General features: G+C 29.8%; 19 protein-coding genes. 10 read left to right on the forward strand and 9 right to left on the reverse strand.

Annotation, left to right across the window (positions count from 1 at the left end; all coding sequences use genetic code 11):
- Positions 1–39: 39 nt before the first annotated feature.
- Positions 40–744, reverse strand: a complete 705-nt coding sequence (locus L1S33_RS11025; protein ID WP_240562369.1) for a peptidylprolyl isomerase — start codon at positions 742–744, stop codon at positions 40–42.
- A gap of 82 nt (positions 745–826) precedes the next feature.
- On the opposite strand from L1S33_RS11025, the gene idi reads away from it, so the two are divergent.
- The 8 genes from idi (at position 827) to L1S33_RS11065 (ending at position 5,524) form a co-directional block, all read left to right on the forward strand.
- Positions 827–1,351, forward strand: a complete 525-nt coding sequence (gene idi, locus L1S33_RS11030) for an isopentenyl-diphosphate Delta-isomerase (RefSeq protein ID WP_240562370.1) — start codon at positions 827–829, stop codon at positions 1,349–1,351.
- Entirely contained in the window at positions 1,344–1,757 is a 414-nt protein-coding gene (locus L1S33_RS11035) for a 6-pyruvoyl trahydropterin synthase family protein (RefSeq protein WP_240562371.1), read from the forward strand. The genes idi and L1S33_RS11035 overlap by 8 nt, the downstream gene beginning before the upstream one ends.
- Entirely contained in the window at positions 1,758–2,744 is a 987-nt protein-coding gene (locus L1S33_RS11040; protein WP_240562372.1) for a type I phosphomannose isomerase catalytic subunit, read from the forward strand. It abuts the gene before it with no gap.
- A 131-nt stretch (positions 2,745–2,875) separates the two neighbouring features.
- Positions 2,876–3,601, forward strand: coding sequence for a 3-deoxy-manno-octulosonate cytidylyltransferase (gene kdsB, locus L1S33_RS11045; RefSeq protein ID WP_240562373.1), 726 nt, complete (start codon positions 2,876–2,878; stop codon positions 3,599–3,601).
- A 1-nt stretch (position 3,602) separates the two neighbouring features.
- Positions 3,603–4,292: an HAD family hydrolase gene (locus tag L1S33_RS11050; protein ID WP_240562374.1), complete on the forward strand. Its 690-nt coding sequence runs from the start codon at positions 3,603–3,605 to the stop codon at positions 4,290–4,292.
- Positions 4,289–4,915 (forward strand): chloramphenicol acetyltransferase, encoded by a 627-nt coding sequence (locus L1S33_RS11055; protein ID WP_240562375.1) that lies wholly within the window; start codon positions 4,289–4,291, stop codon positions 4,913–4,915. Before L1S33_RS11050 ends, L1S33_RS11055 begins: the two co-directional genes overlap by 4 nt.
- Before the next feature lie 27 nt (positions 4,916–4,942).
- The gene (locus L1S33_RS11060) at positions 4,943–5,203 is read left to right on the forward strand and encodes a hypothetical protein (protein WP_240552621.1); all 261 of its coding nucleotides are present in this window, start codon (positions 4,943–4,945) and stop codon (positions 5,201–5,203) included.
- A 123-nt stretch (positions 5,204–5,326) separates the two neighbouring features.
- Entirely contained in the window at positions 5,327–5,524 is a 198-nt protein-coding gene (locus tag L1S33_RS11065) for a hypothetical protein (RefSeq protein ID WP_072554563.1), read from the forward strand.
- 28 nt (positions 5,525–5,552) lie between these two features.
- Here the strand turns inward: L1S33_RS11065 and L1S33_RS11070 are convergent, their stop codons facing one another.
- Genes L1S33_RS11070 through L1S33_RS11085 form a run of 4 tightly spaced genes read right to left on the reverse strand, consistent with a single transcriptional unit; the run spans position 5,553 to position 8,631 of the window.
- On the reverse strand, positions 5,553–6,011 hold the full coding sequence (locus L1S33_RS11070; RefSeq protein WP_240562376.1) for a hypothetical protein: 459 nt from the start codon (positions 6,009–6,011) through the stop codon (positions 5,553–5,555).
- Complete coding sequence (locus L1S33_RS11075) at positions 6,008–6,544, reverse strand: hypothetical protein (RefSeq protein WP_240562377.1); 537 nt, start codon at positions 6,542–6,544, stop codon at positions 6,008–6,010. The genes L1S33_RS11070 and L1S33_RS11075 overlap by 4 nt, the downstream gene beginning before the upstream one ends.
- A gap of 32 nt (positions 6,545–6,576) precedes the next feature.
- Positions 6,577–7,125 carry an RNA polymerase sigma factor gene (locus L1S33_RS11080; protein WP_240552618.1) on the reverse strand — a complete coding sequence of 183 codons (549 nt, stop codon included), beginning with the start codon at positions 7,123–7,125 and terminating at the stop codon, positions 6,577–6,579.
- A 57-nt stretch (positions 7,126–7,182) separates the two neighbouring features.
- Positions 7,183–8,631: a TonB-dependent receptor gene (locus tag L1S33_RS11085; RefSeq protein WP_240552617.1), complete on the reverse strand. Its 1,449-nt coding sequence runs from the start codon at positions 8,629–8,631 to the stop codon at positions 7,183–7,185.
- Positions 8,632–8,706: 75 nt separating this feature from the next.
- Here L1S33_RS11085 and L1S33_RS11090 point away from each other — a divergent pair, with 75 nt between their 5' ends.
- The gene (locus L1S33_RS11090; protein WP_240552616.1) at positions 8,707–9,471 is read left to right on the forward strand and encodes an MBL fold metallo-hydrolase; all 765 of its coding nucleotides are present in this window, start codon (positions 8,707–8,709) and stop codon (positions 9,469–9,471) included.
- Between the two features lie 149 nt (positions 9,472–9,620).
- Complete coding sequence (gene lon, locus L1S33_RS11095) at positions 9,621–12,077, forward strand: endopeptidase La (RefSeq protein ID WP_240562378.1); 2,457 nt, start codon at positions 9,621–9,623, stop codon at positions 12,075–12,077.
- Between the two features lie 338 nt (positions 12,078–12,415).
- Here the strand turns inward: lon and L1S33_RS11100 are convergent, their stop codons facing one another.
- The 4 genes from L1S33_RS11100 to L1S33_RS11115 form a co-directional block, all read right to left on the reverse strand.
- Complete coding sequence (locus tag L1S33_RS11100; protein ID WP_240562379.1) at positions 12,416–13,102, reverse strand: hypothetical protein; 687 nt, start codon at positions 13,100–13,102, stop codon at positions 12,416–12,418.
- A gap of 102 nt (positions 13,103–13,204) precedes the next feature.
- Entirely contained in the window at positions 13,205–13,813 is a 609-nt protein-coding gene (locus L1S33_RS11105) for a YiiX/YebB-like N1pC/P60 family cysteine hydrolase (protein ID WP_317208782.1), read from the reverse strand.
- A gap of 164 nt (positions 13,814–13,977) precedes the next feature.
- The gene (locus tag L1S33_RS11110; RefSeq protein ID WP_240562380.1) at positions 13,978–14,487 is read right to left on the reverse strand and encodes an OmpH family outer membrane protein; all 510 of its coding nucleotides are present in this window, start codon (positions 14,485–14,487) and stop codon (positions 13,978–13,980) included.
- A gap of 158 nt (positions 14,488–14,645) precedes the next feature.
- On the reverse strand, positions 14,646–16,943 hold the full coding sequence (locus L1S33_RS11115; RefSeq protein WP_240562381.1) for a TonB-dependent receptor: 2,298 nt from the start codon (positions 16,941–16,943) through the stop codon (positions 14,646–14,648).
- Positions 16,944–16,965: the final 22 nt, after the last annotated feature.

Genomic DNA, 16,965 nt, shown 5'->3' on the forward strand with positions numbered 1-16,965 from the left:
AAAATTAGTGTGCAAAGATACGATTTACAAGTGCAATTATCAATCTAAAATCTCAACTTTCATAGGAATGTCATCTTCTGGCCATTCTCCAGGACCAACTTCTACATTTGCAATTTTATTTATTGTAGAAAACCCGGAAATAACGTGTCCAAAAACAGTATGTTCATTATTTAAATGATGTGCTCCATTTCTGTTCTGAACTATATAAAATTCAAATGGAGTAGAGAGTTTATTTGGATTGTCATCCCATTCTCTGGCAGAAGCTAAAGCGCCATATCTATGCCTTCTGTTTTTTCTGAATTCAGGTTTTAATAAGTAGTTTTCGTATTTATAACGAGTTTTCGATTTTTTAAAATCTTCAGAATCACCTCCTTGAATAACAAAGTCTTTGGCAACTCTATAAAACACTGTATTATCAAAATAACCAATTTTTGTTAAGAAAATAAAACTTGCTCTGTGTATAGGAGTATCGTTGTAAAGCTGTAATTTAATATTACCAAAACTGGTTTTTATTAAAACTTTAGTTTCTTTATTTTGGTTTCCGTAGGCTGTTAAAAATTGTTCGGTATTTTTTCTGTTTAGAGAATCCCACGATTTTTCTTCAACCTCAAGAACTCTCTTTGTTTCTTTTTTAGGTAATACTATCGTTTTAGTTTCGCTCTCTTTTTCAGTTTTTTTCTCACTGCTACAACTTGTTGATACTACAATGATTAATAAAAGAAGTATAAGTTTTAATAATTTCATATAAAAGATAAGCTACAATTTCGATAGGCAAATATAAATAACTATGGACTGATTTTTGTAAGTTTGCGTTTCATATTTTAGTATGCAAGAAGAACAGGTAATTTTAGTAGATAAAGACGATAATCAAATTGGATTAATGCCAAAGATGGAAGCGCACGAAAAAGCGTTATTACATAGAGCATTTTCAGTTTTTACTTTTAATGATAAAGGAGAATTACTTTTGCAACAAAGAGCTGCAGAAAAATACCATTCGCCTTTATTATGGACAAATACATGTTGCTCTCATCAACGAGATGGAGAAACAAATTTGGAAGCAGGGAAACGTCGTTTACAAGAAGAAATGGGTTTTGTTTGTGAATTAAAAGAGATTTTTTCATTCATTTATAAAGCACCGTTTGATAATGGTTTAACGGAACACGAATTAGATCATGTAATGATTGGTAGTTATAACGACAAACCAATTATAAATAAAGAAGAAGTTCAAGCTTATAAATGGATGACTTTAGAAGCTGTTAAAAAAGATATGGAAGAAAATCCACAAGAATACACAGCTTGGTTTAAAATTATTTTTGAAAAATCTTACAATAAATTAACACAATATGCCTAAAGTTACTGTACATAGAAAAGCACATTTTAATGCTGCGCATAGGCTGTATAGAAAAGATTGGTCTGACGCTAAAAATAATGAGGTTTTTGGCAAGTGTAGCAATCCTAATTTTCATGGGCACAATTATGAATTAATTGTTTCTTTAACCGGAGAAATAGACCAAGAAACAGGTTTTGTGTACGATTTAGGTAAACTTAGAGAACTTATTAAGAAAGAAGTTGAAGACTCTTTAGATCATAAAAATTTAAACATAGAAGTAGCAGAGTTTAAAGACTTAAACCCAACAGCAGAGAATATTTCTGTTGTAATTTATAATAAGTTGAAGAAACACTTACCTACAAATTTAAAGATCGAAATTACATTGTATGAAACTCAAAGAAACTTTGTAAGCTATAAGGGAGAATAAATGACAGGTATTAATCAACTATTAAAATTTACACCAATTCTTAAAGAAAAAATTTGGGGAGGAGAAAAATTAATTTCTATGCTCAACAAAGTTTCTGATAAAAAAAACATTGGAGAAAGTTGGGAAATTTCTGATGTAGAAGAAGATGTTTCTGTTGTTGCTAATGGGGCTTTTAAAGGAGAGAGTTTAAAAGACTTAATAGTTAAGTTTAAAGGAGATTTAGTTGGAAATAAAGTTTATAATCAATTTGGAGAAAAATTTCCGCTTCTAATAAAATTTATTGATGCTAAAGAAGCATTAAGTATACAATTACACCCAAATGATAAACTTGCAAAAGAACGTCATAATTCTTTTGGTAAAACAGAAATGTGGTACATAATGCAAGCCGATAAATTTGGGAATTTAGTTGTTGGTTTTAAAAAAGACACAAATAAAGAAAAGTATTTATATCACCTCAAAAATAAATCGCTTTTAAGTATTTTAAATGTAGATGAAGTTAAAAAAGGCGATGTATATTTTATTCCAACTGGTAGAGTACATGCAATTGGAGCAGGCGTTTTATTAGCTGAAGTACAACAAACTTCGGATATTACTTATCGAGTTTATGATTGGGATAGAAAGGATGAAGCAGGAAAATATAGAGATTTACATACAGAACAGGCATTAGACGCTATAGATTACACTTCTCAAAAACCTTATAAAACTAAATATAAAAAGAAAGATAATGAAGCCAAAGAGTTGGTTTCTTGTCCGTTTTTTACAACAAATATTATTTCGTTAAAAGAGCAGACTAAACTTGCTTTAAATCATATAGATAAAGATAGTTTTGTAATTTATATGTGTGTTGAAGGTGCCGTTGAGTTTTTAGTAGATAATAAATCTGAAAACCTAAAAATGGGTGAAACTTTACTTGTACCAGCTTGTATTAAAGAACTTGTTATTCAATCAGAAATAAAATCTGAATTGTTGGAAGTTTTTATAAAGTAATTATTTATAGCTTCTTACCTCTAATTTTTCCATTAACGTATTAATATACATTGCTGCATAATTGACTTTATTTTGGGTAAAATCAGAATTTATAAATATGTATCTTTGAGTCTAATTTTTTATCATTCTTTATGAAAATTATTGCCATGATTCCTGCGCGTTATCAAGCGTCTAGATTTCCAGGAAAATTAATGAAAGATTTAGGAGGAAAATCTGTAATTGTTAGAACCTATGAAAGTGCTGTAAAAACAAATTTATTTGATGAAGTTTTTGTTGTAACAGATTCTGATATTATCTTTTCTGAAATTACCAATGCAGGCGGAAAAGTAATAATGAGTACAAAAGAACACGAATGCGGTTCAGACAGAATTGCAGAAGCTGTTGAAAATATTGATGTAGACATTGTTGTAAATGTACAAGGAGACGAACCGTTTATTGATGAAGTTTCTCTTCAAAAATTAATAAATGCTTTTAAAAATGATGTGAAAAAAGAAATTGATTTAGCATCATTGAAAGTTGAACTTACAGATACATTAGAAGTTGAAAATCCTAATAATGTTAAGGTAATAACAGACGTAAATAATTTTGCTATTTACTTTTCTAGAAGCGTTATTCCATTTCATAGAGATAAAGAAATAAAAGTAAAATACTTTAAACACAAAGGCGTTTATGCTTTTAGAAAAAAAGCATTGTTAGATTTTTATACAACTCCAATGACGCCTTTAGAAGCTGCTGAAAAAATAGAAGCTATTCGCTATTTAGAAGTTGGTAAAAAGATAAAAATGATTGAAACTTCTGTAGAATCTATAGGAATTGATACACCAGAAGATTTAGAAAAAGCTAAAAAACTTTTCTAAGATGTATAAAGACATTAAAGTAATTGCTTTTGACGCAGATGATACACTTTGGGTAAATGAAACTTATTTTAGAGATGCAGAACATGAGTTTGCAAAATTACTTTCTAAATATGAAACTGAGAATAAAATAGATCAAGAGCTTTTTAAGAAAGAGATAGAGAACCTTTCAATATATGGTTACGGAGTTAAAGGTTTTGTGCTTTCTATGATAGAATGCGCCTTAGAATTATCTAACTATAAAATTAATCAAACTACAATTGATAAAATTTTAAAGATAGGTAAAGATATGTTAGAGAAACCTATTGAATTATTAGATGGAGTAGAAGAGGTGCTCCAAAAATTACAAGGAAAATATAAGTTAATTGTTGCTACTAAAGGAGATTTATTAGACCAAGAACGAAAGTTAGAAAAATCTAATCTGCTAAAATATTTTCACCATATTGAAGTAATGAGTGATAAGAAAGAAGCCGATTATGTAAAACTAATCAAGCATTTAGATATTGATTCTTCGGAATTACTAATGATAGGAAATTCTTTAAAATCCGATGTTTTACCTTTGGTGAAAGTAGGAGCTTCAGCAATTCATGTACCTTTTCATACAACTTGGGCACATGAAGAGGTTTTAGAAGAAGAAAAATCTGAAGATTATAGAACAGCGATAAAAATTACTGATATTTTAAAAATTATATGAAATATTTAGATATTGAAAGTTGGAATAGAAAACAACATTTTGAACATTTTAGAACCTTAGCAGATCCAACTTTTTCTTTAGTTGTTAATGTAGATGTTACCAATGCTTTTAGCTATTCTAAAAGTTCCGATTATTCTTTTTTTATTCTCTATTTACACGCTTGTATGAAGGCGATTAATGCTGTTGAAAACTTTAAATACAGAATAGAAGGAGATAAAATAGCTATATATAATACCATTAATGCATCTGCAACAATAGCTAGAAAAGATAATACTTTTGGATTTTCTTACATTAAATTTTCTGAAAATATAAACGAGTTTTACACTAGTTTTTTAGACGAAAAAGAAAGAATTGAAAACTCAACAGCTTTATTTCCAAATGAATATTCTTTAGGCTGTATACATTGTTCAGCTTTGCCTTGGGTAAATTTTACTGCGCATAAAGAACCGTTTTCTGGAAACAAAGATAATAGTGTGCCTCAATTAGCGTTTGGTAAAATTATAGAAGAAGAAAACAAAATTTTAATGCCAATTGCAGTAAATGTAAATCATGCTTTAGTAGACGGATATCATATTGGTTTATTTTTTAATAAATTTCAAGAAGAGTTAGATAATTTCAACTAAATTTGCAACTTATAAATAAAACATATTATGGCAAGCATAAAAAATTTAAAAAAAGATATTAATTATACATTAGGAGATATTATTGATTATACTTTAGATGTTTCAATTTTAAAAAATGAGACAGAAAAAGGAAATGCAATTATAGACGAAGCAATTGAAACTTTCGATAGTTTAATAGCAAAGGTTCACGCTAAAGGTGTAGAAAATAAAAAAGCACATTATAAAGCTGTAGGAGCAGAGTTAGAAACAAAAGCTAACGCTTTAATAGCTAAAGTAAACGGTTTATAAATAATTATTTATAAATTTTTTAACAATCCGATCTTTATTTAAAGGTCGGATTTTTTTATATTTATACAATAATAAATAAGCTATTTCGTTTAATAAATAGTTTGTAATTAATACATCTTAATAATGGCAAGAGCAATGTTCGAGTATACCAAAACGGTACTTAAAAAAGTAAGTTTTAATTCAGACTTATTTTGCAAAGAATTAGAAAAGGCTTTACAAAGATTATTACCCTACGAAGTAAAAGAATTAACCATTTGGTTGCAACAGTTTACTTCAAATAAACCAGAGTTGTATATTTGTATGGCATTAATAAAGAAATAAAAAAAAAGACCGCAATTGCGGTCTTTTTTTATTTAGTTTTCTCTTTTTTTCCTCTATACTTTCTTAGTAACTTTCGGTGAAATTCCTTTTCAGCAATTTCCAATCTAAGCATTTTTTTATAAGATAATACTTGAGTTACTTCGTCGAAAAAATCTTGTTTGTTTTGGTAAGCAGCCTTATCCAAAGCTATAATTTTTTCAGTAATTTCTTTTGCTTCTTTTTCTTTAATTATTTCAATGCCGCCTAATTCTTTTAATTTTTTCTTTAAAGCATATCTTTCCTTAATATGTATGTCCATTTTTTCATTATCATACTTATTATATAAAGGCCAAAACTTTTCAGCTTCAGTTTCTGTTAATGCTAATTGTTCTGTAATAAAAGCAATTTTTAGTGCTTTAATTTTTTCTTTACTACCTTTTTTTAATTGCGCATTAGCAGAAATTGCTAAAAACAAAAAGGCAACTGTTAGTGTTATTTTTTTTATCATTTTATTTCGTTTAATAAAGTTGAAGGATCAACGGCATTTAAATATTCTTCTAAACTTTCTTCTTCTATGCTATTTTCTAATAAAATATTGTCATCAAAATCAGATGCTTCAAAAACCATTGCTAAATCAGAAGAATTAATATTGTCTGGGTTGTTATCGTACCAAGAATCAATATCTGTAGTTGTAATATCATCAAAAGTAACCGTTGAATTAGAAAAGTAAGTAAGTCCAATAAATAATAGAACAGATGCAGCTGCAGCAGTTGGTATAATTTGTAACATTCTTTCTCTTAAAGAAATTACTTTGGTTTCTTTCTTTTCTTTTGAAACTTTGGCTAAAATTCTATCTTCTAATGTTTCAAAGTAATTGCTAGGAACTTCTAGTTTGTGTTCGTTAGGAATTATTTCAGATGAAAGCGTAGCAAAAAATGAATCTTCGAAACCTTCAAAATAATTTTCGGGTGTAGAAAGACCATTTTTCAATCCTACTTTACTTCGGATAAATTCTTCGCTATGTTCTAAATTGTTATTCATCTGTTATTTAGACTTCCGTTTTTTAAAAAGGTTTAATCTACGATTGATTTTATATATTCTTCAATTTTTTTTACTGCATGATGATAGGATGCTTTGAGGCCTCCAACAGAAGTTTCTAGAATTTCAGATATCTCTGTATATTTTAAGTCATCAAAATATTTCATGTTAAAAACTAGTTGTTGTTTTTGTGGTAAAGTTGCAATAGCTTTTTGTAAAATTACTTGAATTTCTTCTCCACTAAAATTAGTGTCATTTACAATGCTAGATGCATTTTCTTGTTGCCACTCCTCAATATCAACATTGTTTTCTTTTGCTCTTTTATTTATAAAAGTAATAGCTTCATTTGTGGCAATTCTATACATCCAAGAGTATAATTTACTATCTGCCTTAAATTTATCGATATTCCTAAAAATCTTTATAAAAGTGTTTTGCAAAACATCATCTGCATCATCATGAGATATTACAATCTTTCTTATATGCCAATATAAGCGTTCTTTATATTGAGATATAAGTACACGAAAAGCACGTTCTTTGCTTTGAGTATTCTGTAATTCTTTAACAAGTGTAATTTCTTCTGTCAATCAGAGTTGTTTTTAATTAGACGACAAAAAAGATAAAAGGTTTAAATTAAGTATAACTTATTTTTTAAGTTTTTTACGTGTAAAGCCAAATAATCGATTTGTTTTAATCATTTCAGAAACCCCTTCAGGTAACATTTTTTCCCAACCATCTTCATCGCATTTTATCATTCTTAAAACCTCGCGAGAAAAAATATCTAAAATTTTAGGATCAAAATCATCTATATTAATAAGTTTTCCATTGTTTTTAAAGAACTTATAAAGTTCTTTCATACGTGGATGTACTTTTAGGTTTTCACTAGTAATATAATCTCCCGACTCTTGATCGTGATATGGATACATATATACTTTTAAATCTCTGTAAAAAAGTTTTCCAAAAGCTTCTAAAATTCCACCACTTAAATGGCGGTAATATTTTTCGTCAAAAATTTGAATTAAGTTGTAAACACCCATTCCAAGTGCCATTCTTTCTTTAGTAAATTCACTAAAATATTCTACCAATTTAAAGTATTCTTGGTAGTTTGTAATCATTACATTTTGCCCTAAAGAACAAAGTAGTTCTGCTCTGTCTAAGAAATCTCTTTCGTTAATTTTACCTTCGGCACGTAGGTTACTTAAGGTAATTTCAAAAATAATTTGTGTATTATCGGGATCAACCTTTTTTTCTTTAAAAAATAGTGCTTTGGATTTTTCGTACATATCCATATTCACTTTTGTAACAGGTCTAAAACTACCACGCATTGCCAAAATATTCTTTTTGTAAAGAACTTGAGCAGGTAATAAGTTGTTTCCGTCAGGTCCAAACATTACTGCGTTAGTCATTCCGTTTTTTACTAATTGTAAACTCATTAAACGGTTGTCTACATACATAAAACGAGGTCCAGAGAAATTAATCATATCAATTTCTAACTGATCTTTATCTAAATTATCATAGAAAGATTTTACTAATTCCTTAGGATTATCATTCATGTAAAAAGCACCGTAAATTAAGTTTACACCTAAAATACCTAGTGTTTCTTGTTGTAAACGAGCATCAGTTTCTTTAAAACGAATGTGTAAAACAATTTCATTATAATCTTCTAATGGATCTAATTGAAAACGAAATCCAACCCAACCATGACCTTTAAATTTCTTAGAAAAATTAATGGTTGCAACAGTATTGGCATAACTGAAAAATAATTTATCTGGATGTTTGTTACGGCTTAAACGATCTTCAATTAATTCAATTTCATGAATTAACATCTTTTTTAAACGAGTTTCGGTAACATATCTTCCGTTTTTACCAACTCCATAAATAGCATCAGAGAAGTCTTTATCATAAGCACTCATTGCTTTTGCAATTGTACCAGAAGCGCCACCAGCTCTAAAGAAATTACGAACAGTTTCTTGTCCTGCACCAATTTCTGCAAAGGTTCCGTAGATATTAGCATTTAAATTAATACGAAGCGCTTTGCTCTTTGTACTTGGTACACTATTAATTTCTTGATCTCCTTTTAATATTATTGCCATTATGTTTGTCTGTTATAATAACAAATGTACTAAAATTACAAGGTATCAGTCAATTTTTATCTTATTTTTGTAATAATGAAATTAACTTTTTTAGGCACAGGAACTTCTACAGGAGTTCCAATGATAGCGAGTAAACATCCTGTAGCAAAATCTAAAGATCCTAGAGATAAACGTTTACGTTCTTCTGTCTTAATTTCTTGGGATAATATTAATTATGTAATTGATACAGGACCAGATTTTAGACAGCAAATGTTACGTGAAAACGTTGAATCTATTAACGGAGTTTTGTTTACACACGAGCATTCGGATCATGTTGCTGGTTTTGAGGAAGTTCGTCCTTACGGTTTTCAAATAGGAGAAGTGCCTTTGTACTTAACAGAAAGAGTTTTAAATTCATTAAAAAAACGATACGATTATATTTTTGCAACCGAAAATAGATATCCAAGTGCAGCAAAAGTAAAACCAATTATTATTTCTCATAAAGAGAATTTTATGTTGGATGGAGTAGAAGTAATACCTATTGAAGTAATGCACGGAAATTTACCAATTTTAGGATATCGATTTGGAAATATTGCGTACATAACAGATATTAAAACAATAAGTAAAAAAGAGAAAAGTAAACTTAAAAATCTTGACTTTCTTGTGGTTACTGGTTTACGAAAAGAACTTCATTTTTCTCATTTTAATATAGACGAAGCATTAGCTTTTATCGAAGAATTAAAACCTAAAAAAGCATATTTAACGCACATTAGTGAACCTTTAGGTTTTCACGCAGATGCAGAAAAAGAACTTCCAGAAAATGTTTTCTTAGCTTATGATGGTTTAGTTTTGGAAAACTAAAAAATTGGCATAACAATTGACTTCTATAAGTGAATTAGTTCTTTAACTATTTGCTAAAAAACTAGTATTCAGAATTTTATAAAAATAATAATTAAATTTCAAGAAATTTTTCTTGAAATTCAATGTCAGATTGACAGCAAAATATACAGATGAGTAAATCGAAAATAATACATTTAGACAGTTTGTCGCTTCAAGATATGATGAATGAAGATTCGGAATTAATTCCGTTAATGACGCCAGAAGACGAAGAGATAATCAACAAAGAAGAAGTACCAGAAATTTTACCAATTCTTCCGTTAAGAAATACTGTTTTATTTCCAGGAGTTGTAATTCCAATTACAGCAGGTAGAGATAAATCTATTCAACTTATAAAAGAAGCAAACAAAGGCAATAAAATTATTGGAGTTGTAGCGCAAAAGAATGAAGAGGTAGAAAGCCCAACAGGAAAAGACATTCATACAACTGGAGTTGTAGCGCAAATTCTTAGAGTTTTAAAAATGCCAGATGGTAACACAACAGTTATTATTCAAGGTAAAAAACGTTTCGAAATTGAAAATATAATTCAAGAAGAACCGTATTTAAAAGCAGTTGTAAAAGAAGCTGTTGAAGAACGCGAAGTTGATGATAAAAAAGAATTTAGAGCAATTTTAGATGCCATAAAAGAGCAATCTTTAAAAGTTATTGAAGAAAACCCAATGTTGCCTTCAGAAGCTTCATTTGCTATAAAAAACATTAAAAGCGATTCGTTTTTAGTGAATTTTATTTCATCAAATATGGATTTAAGTGTAGCGCAAAAACAAGTTATTCTAGAAAAAGATAACTTAAAAGAACGTGCATTATTAACACTTAAAAACTTAAACAAAGAGTTGCAGAAATTGCAATTAAAAAATGATATTCAGTCTAAAACACGTTCGGATTTAGACCAACAACAACGTGAGTATTATTTAAATCAGCAGTTAAAAACCATTCAAGACGAATTAGGAGGTGTTTCTAACGATCAAGAGATTGAAGAAATGCGCGCTAAAGGGAAAACTAAGAAATGGAAAAAAGAAGTTGCTGAAACTTTTGAGAAAGAAATAAATAGATTAAAACGTATGAATCCGCAAATGGCGGAATACGGCGTGCAAAGAAACTATTTAGAATTGATGTTAGATTTACCTTGGGGAGTTTATTCCGAAGATAAATTCGACCTTAAAAGAGGACAAAAAATTCTTGATAGAGATCACTTTGGTTTAGAAAAAGTAAAAGACAGAATTATAGAACACTTAGCGGTTTTAAAGCTTCGTGGAGATATGAAATCGCCAATTATCTGTTTATACGGACCTCCAGGAGTTGGTAAAACTTCGTTAGGAAAATCGGTTGCAGAAGCACTTGGACGTAAATACGTTAGAATGTCTTTAGGTGGTTTAAGAGATGAAGCTGAAATTCGCGGACACAGAAAAACCTACATTGGTGCAATGCCAGGACGTTTAATTCAGAATTTGAAAAAAGCAGGAACTTCTAATCCAGTTTTTGTGTTAGATGAAATAGACAAGTTAAGTAACAGTCATCAAGGAGATCCTTCTTCAGCAATGTTAGAAGTCTTAGACCCAGAACAAAACGAATCTTTTTACGACAATTATTTAGAAGTTGGTTACGATCTTTCTAAAGTGTTATTTATAGCAACGGCAAACAATTTAGGTCAAATTCCATGGGCATTACGCGACAGAATGGAGCTTATAAATGTTACCGGTTATACAATTGAAGAAAAAATAGAAATTGCTAAAAAATATTTGTTACCAAAACAATTAAAAGAACACGGTTTAACTACCGATCATTTAAAGTTAGGGAAAGCACAAATAGAAAAAGTTGTAGAAGGTTATACAAGAGAATCTGGAGTAAGAGGTTTAGAAAAACAAATAGCCAAAGTGGTGCGTTTTGCCGCAAAATCTATTGCTTTAGAAGAAGAATATGATGTTTCTTTAACCAATGAAGACATCGAGAAAATTTTAGGAGCAGCACGTTTAGAGCGCGACAAATACGAGAATAACGATGTTGCAGGAGTTGTAACAGGTTTAGCGTGGACAAGCGTTGGAGGCGATATTTTATTTATAGAATCAATTTTATCTAAAGGAAAAGGAAACCTTTCTATAACAGGTAATTTGGGTAAAGTAATGAAAGAATCTTCTACCATTGCCATGAAATATATTAAGGCAAATGCTGAGGTTTTTGGAATAAAACCTGAGATTTTAGAAAAGTACGATGTGCATATTCACGTGCCAGAAGGTGCAACGCCAAAAGACGGGCCTAGTGCAGGTATTACTATGTTAACCTCTTTAGTTTCTGTGTTTACGCAACGTAAAGTAAAGAACAAATTGGCAATGACAGGAGAAATTACCCTACGTGGAAAAGTGTTGCCTGTTGGCGGAATTAAAGAAAAAATATTAGCTGCAAAGCGCGCAAATATTAAAGAAATTATTCTGTGCGAAGAAAACAAAAAAGACATAGAAGAAATTAAAGCAAGTTATTTAAAAGGCATGAAGTTCCATTATGTAACCGAAATGCACCAAGTAATAGACGTTGCACTTACAAAGCAAAAAGTTAAAAATGCTAAGAAATTAGCCTAACTAAAAAAGCCTCTCAAATTTGAGAGGCTTTTTTTATACTTAAAATTGTATTCTTTTTATTAGAAGCTATTTCCTGCTTTTCACTGTATCTTTTTTTCGTTCCTCAAAAAAGGATGCCGTTTCAATCAGGGCTAAACTTGTTTGCTAATTTCAAGCAAAACTATAAGCGTATTTAATGTTTATTTTTATGATTCGCTAACGTGTTTGTATATGGTTTGTTGCGTGTTTAAGCAACTAATTTAGTAAACAAAAACGAACGCGAGAAAATTCCGAAGGAATTTTCCAAATAATCACTTGCCAAAGCAATTAATTATACACTTTGTTAGGCAACGTTTTTATTAGTTCATTATATTTTCCAATTCATCTTTTTCTCCGTTATAAATTTTGAAGAAGTCAGTTGGCTTATTTGATATTAATTTTACTCTTTCTTCATGGTCGTGATTGAGACGATATATTTTCCCTTTTTTATCTACTGCAACATAGTTTCCATCTTCCATATCTAAAATCGTATAGAACAGCTTTTCGTCAAGTTCAATTTCAAAAGTGTAATCCAATTCCAAGAGTTTGAGTTGTTCCTTTGTCAGAGTTTTTAGAGCTTTTTCAGCAATTTTTTGGTCAGGATTTTCCATTTTCAGATGGTCAAGTTTAATTTCGCTTTTCTGAATTCGGTTCAAGTCAAATGTTTTATGAAAATACTCTGGATTTGCGATTTCAATTTTAGTTAAAGTATCGTGCTGATAATTTAATTTCAATAGTTCAAAATTTTCTGTCTTACGATTCCAAACTGAAATTCCGGTCAGATTAAAGCAGGTTTTGTGATTCCGATTAATTTCTTCGAACTCTTTTGGATTATAACCTCTCAAAATGAAAATTGCACTTGGTTTTTGCATAAAACTAATTCCAGCAATTCTGGAAATTCCGATTGCCTTTTTCAATTGAGGCAATTCAGTCTCTAACAATTCGGCAATTTTAATCGCAAATAGTTCAAGGTGTTTCTGTTTTATCTTTCGATTGAAAATGTTCATTTCAAATGTTGCCTAATGTTATCCTGAATATGCGTCGTTTTAATAATTTATATTCAACTTTAGCTAAGTTATTTAAAAATAAGCTTAGAATCAAACTAAATATTACTCCTTCTCATAATTATGCACAAACGTAATTTTTGTGCTACTTGCCATTAAATTAGGGTTTGTTCCTTCAATTCCTTCTGGTATTGGTTGGTTACGTGTTTTGTAATATGTAACCCAACTTGGCATTGGTTTTCCTGTGCTGTCATTAAAAGTCATTGGATGTGTAAGAAAAGGAATAGCATCTTTAGGTAAATCTTGCGTAGAAAACATTTTATAAACTAATTCCGAGCAATAATAAGAAGTGTCGTCCCATAAAAAAATCTCATCATAAGGCGTGTTTATTCTTTCTAATCCATACGCAATTGCTTTAGAAAAATAAGGTTGGTAATAGTTATCTAATCTTGCAACTGTAGTTTGAGATTTATCGAATTTATTTTTATTCCTATTTAAAAACTTTTTTAAAGGAGTTTGGCAAATTCCTTCTTTTGGTATTGCTTCTACAACAAACCATTTTCCTTCTTTTTGCATTGCCATTCCAACATGCGAATAGTTTTTAGAAACGGAAGTTGCCGTTACATCTTTAATTGCAGTATCAACTTCGCCAGTTCCTGTATTTTGAAATAGTAAATCGCCTTGTTTTAATTGAAAAGCGTCCTTTTTTTTGATTACTGTTACAACTGATTAATACTATAGAAAATATAAGTAGGGTAAAGGTTTGTTTTAAAATTTTAGGCATAATTGTTTTCTTGTTAAGAATGTCAATATATAAAAATATCCACAACGTTAATTGTAGATATTAATTAAATAGGCAGTAAAAAACCATTGGTATATTAAATGCCTAATTCTCTTTTAACTGCACTCATTAAATTTGTACCATCGGCTAATAGCAATCCAGAACCTGGCGTTTCATCTAGTACATATAAAAAACCTTGAGCTCTAGCTACTTTTTGTATGACAGCCAATGCTTTTTCTTGTATCGGTTTTGTTAAATCTATATATTTACTTTCTGCTGTTTTTTGTGCAGCTGCTTGTTCTTCTTGTATTCTTGTTTCTAATTCAGCAAGTTCTTTTTTTCTAGCATCGTTTTCTGATGCAGTTTTAGTTGCTGCTTCGTTTGTATATTGTGTTAACTTATTTCTGTATTTAGTAACTGAAGCTTGTATGTTATTTCCTAAAGATTGTTGAAGTTTGTCAAATTGAGCTTTTGCAACTTTCATTTCTGGCATCGCGGAAATAAGTTCTTGTGTATTAATATGCGCTACTTTGGTTTGCGCATTTGTATAAATTACAGTTCCAAAAACGAATGTAATTACAAGCAATACTTTTTTAAATTCTTTCATAATTTTTATTAATTTAATTCAGATTTGTAATATAATAAAAATACCTACAAGGAATAGCTCCTTTTTTAGGTTGTTTTGTCTAAGTAACCTTAATTTAAAAAAGCTAACCAAATTATATAATTTGGTTAGCTTTTTTTATAATAAAATATAAAGTTTAATTATATCTCAAACTGAACACCAACAACAACGTTTCTTCCAGCGTTTAAAATTCCGTCTTGTTTTAAACGAGATAAGTGGTTTGTATATTCTTTATCAAGCAGGTTATTTACAGAAATAGAAGTGTTAAATTTCGTTTTACCAAGAGAAACATCGCCACCAAATGCTAAGTTTAATAAACTATACGCACCTGTAGAAGTTTCAAACTGACTTACATTTTCTTGCGCAAATGTGCTATGTAAACTTAATGAAGCATACCCTTGTTGCAACCAATTGTTTAAATTGAACTCAGTCCTAAATGTATTTTTCCAAGTATTTGCAGGAATTAACGGTAAATAATCTCCATTATCTTGTTTACCAATTACGGTTTCAAAAGTACTTTCTAAATGCAGCCAATCTAAAGGATGTGGATGTAAATGAAAACCAATTTCTGCTCCATATAATTTAGCGTCTTCTTGAATGTAGGTATAAACTGGCGCTCCATCTTCAATTTCTCCAGTAGGATTTAAATAAATATAATCGTTTAATTGATTGTAAAATCCGTTTGTAAACAATTCAAAGTGTTCTGTAGAGTATTCTAAAGCAATATCTACTTGTGTATTTTTCTCGTTTATTAAATCATTGTTTCCAATTTCAAAACGGTTAGTTCCATGATGCACTCCGTTAGATGTTAATTCTGCTAAATTTGGTGCTCTAAATCCAGAAGCTACATTAATTCTTGCAGTAAAATTATCAGAAAGCGATGTTTTAAATCCTAAAGAACCTGTAAAGCTATCGTAAGATTTATCAATTGCGTTAAAAATGTGAACTTCATCTTCATGGGCAACTTCGTGATATTCTGTAGTAATTGCTCTATTATCAAAACGAATTCCGGCTTGTATTGTATTGCTATTCCAACTATAATTAGCTGTAGTAAATACACCAAAATCATTAATTGTAGCATTCGGAATTAATAACTCTTCACCAAAATTTGTGTTTGTTTGGTTTAAACCTTGTACACCAATTAATAGTTCTACTTCACCTAATTTTGGTAAGTAATATTTTGCATTATAACTAAACGTTTTCAGTTTCATGTGTAAAGCTGCTTCTTCATGTTCACCATGTTCGTCATCATGCTCATCTTCATGTTCGTCTTCATCTTCGTGCTCATCATGATCTTCTTCATGCTCATCATGGTGTTCTTCAAATTCTTTTCTATCATTGAAAGTGTAACCTAAATCGATATCTAACTTAGAATTTCCGAAGAAAAAGTGATTGTGTAAACTTATAATATGATTATCAATTTCTTGAAACGGTTCAAGTGGATTTGTACTTGTAGATTGTTCCATGATTCCTTCCTCTGGAATACCTAATTTAGAATTGTTAAAATTATAGCGTAATTCTGAAGAAAAAGAAGTCTTATTATAACCAACTCCTAATTTTAAATCTTTTTCTTTAAAACGAGTATTGGTAACTCTTTGGCTTGTTGGTATTTTATAATCTGAGTGAAAAGCATAGGTTCCACGCGCTAAAAATTTCCAATTATCAGTTGAAGTTTTTAAAGCTAAAGAACTATTACTACCCAATGTATTGCTAAAATAACGCTGACTTGCTAATACTTGTGTGTCATTACCTTTGGCAAATTTTTCTGGATTAATATATAAAACTCCACCTAAAGCATCTGAACCATAGAGTAGAGAAGCCGGTCCTTTTATAACTTCAACACTTTCTACACCATTATCGCTAATTCCTAAACCGTGTTCATCTCCAAATTGTTGATTCTCTAAACGAATTCCTTGTGTATACACCAGAACTCTATTGCCGCTTAAACCTCTAATTACAGGCTTTCCAATAGAAGTTCCTGTAGATATTTGAGAAACACCAGCAATATTTGTAATTCCTTCAGATAAAGTGGTTGCGCCAGTTTTTTGAATTGCTTTTGCTGATAAACGTTCAACTTTCATAACGTTTTCCGATTGCAATTTATTAAATGGTGTTGAAACTATAATTTCATCCATCATAAAAACGGCTTCCTCTAACTGTATGTCAAAAGTTTTATTTTCAGATGAAAATACAAAGTTTTTTGAAACTGTTTTAAAACCTAAATAACTAAAGTTTATTGTTATTTTTCCATTAGGAATATTTTTAAAAAGATACGTTCCGTCTTCTAAAGAGGTAGTTCCTTTATGCAATTCTGTAGCATAAACTTCCACCCCCAATAAAGGATTATTGTTTTTATCTGTTATTTTCCCTGATACTGTGTTTTGTGCGTACGCACTTGTAAATCCTATTAAAAATAGGAGTTTTATATAAAATTTCATTGTAAATTATTTTACTGTTTAT

Source organism: Tenacibaculum aquimarinum (assembly GCF_022478115.1).
Taxonomy (GTDB): Bacteria; Bacteroidota; Bacteroidia; order Flavobacteriales; family Flavobacteriaceae; genus Polaribacter; species Polaribacter aquimarinum_A.

Bases quoted from the DNA above. Each gene is read 5' to 3' on its own strand.
- L1S33_RS11025 (WP_240562369.1), bottom strand. From the start codon at position 744: ATGAAATTATTAAAACTTATACTTCTTTTATTAATCATTGTAGTATCA.
- idi (WP_240562370.1), top strand. From the start codon at position 827: ATGCAAGAAGAACAGGTAATTTTAGTAGATAAAGACGATAATCAAATT.
- L1S33_RS11035 (WP_240562371.1), top strand. From the start codon at position 1,344: ATGCCTAAAGTTACTGTACATAGAAAAGCACATTTTAATGCTGCGCAT.
- L1S33_RS11040 (WP_240562372.1), top strand. From the start codon at position 1,758: ATGACAGGTATTAATCAACTATTAAAATTTACACCAATTCTTAAAGAA.
- kdsB (WP_240562373.1), top strand. From the start codon at position 2,876: ATGAAAATTATTGCCATGATTCCTGCGCGTTATCAAGCGTCTAGATTT.
- L1S33_RS11050 (WP_240562374.1), top strand. From the start codon at position 3,603: ATGTATAAAGACATTAAAGTAATTGCTTTTGACGCAGATGATACACTT.
- L1S33_RS11055 (WP_240562375.1), top strand. From the start codon at position 4,289: ATGAAATATTTAGATATTGAAAGTTGGAATAGAAAACAACATTTTGAA.
- L1S33_RS11060 (WP_240552621.1), top strand. From the start codon at position 4,943: ATGGCAAGCATAAAAAATTTAAAAAAAGATATTAATTATACATTAGGA.
- L1S33_RS11065 (WP_072554563.1), top strand. From the start codon at position 5,327: ATGGCAAGAGCAATGTTCGAGTATACCAAAACGGTACTTAAAAAAGTA.
- L1S33_RS11070 (WP_240562376.1), bottom strand. From the start codon at position 6,011: ATGATAAAAAAAATAACACTAACAGTTGCCTTTTTGTTTTTAGCAATT.
- L1S33_RS11075 (WP_240562377.1), bottom strand. From the start codon at position 6,544: ATGAATAACAATTTAGAACATAGCGAAGAATTTATCCGAAGTAAAGTA.
- L1S33_RS11085 (WP_240552617.1), bottom strand. From the start codon at position 8,631: ATGGCAATAATATTAAAAGGAGATCAAGAAATTAATAGTGTACCAAGT.
- L1S33_RS11090 (WP_240552616.1), top strand. From the start codon at position 8,707: ATGAAATTAACTTTTTTAGGCACAGGAACTTCTACAGGAGTTCCAATG.
- lon (WP_240562378.1), top strand. From the start codon at position 9,621: ATGAGTAAATCGAAAATAATACATTTAGACAGTTTGTCGCTTCAAGAT.
- L1S33_RS11100 (WP_240562379.1), bottom strand. From the start codon at position 13,102: ATGAACATTTTCAATCGAAAGATAAAACAGAAACACCTTGAACTATTT.
- L1S33_RS11110 (WP_240562380.1), bottom strand. From the start codon at position 14,487: ATGAAAGAATTTAAAAAAGTATTGCTTGTAATTACATTCGTTTTTGGA.
- L1S33_RS11115 (WP_240562381.1), bottom strand. From the start codon at position 16,943: ATGAAATTTTATATAAAACTCCTATTTTTAATAGGATTTACAAGTGCG.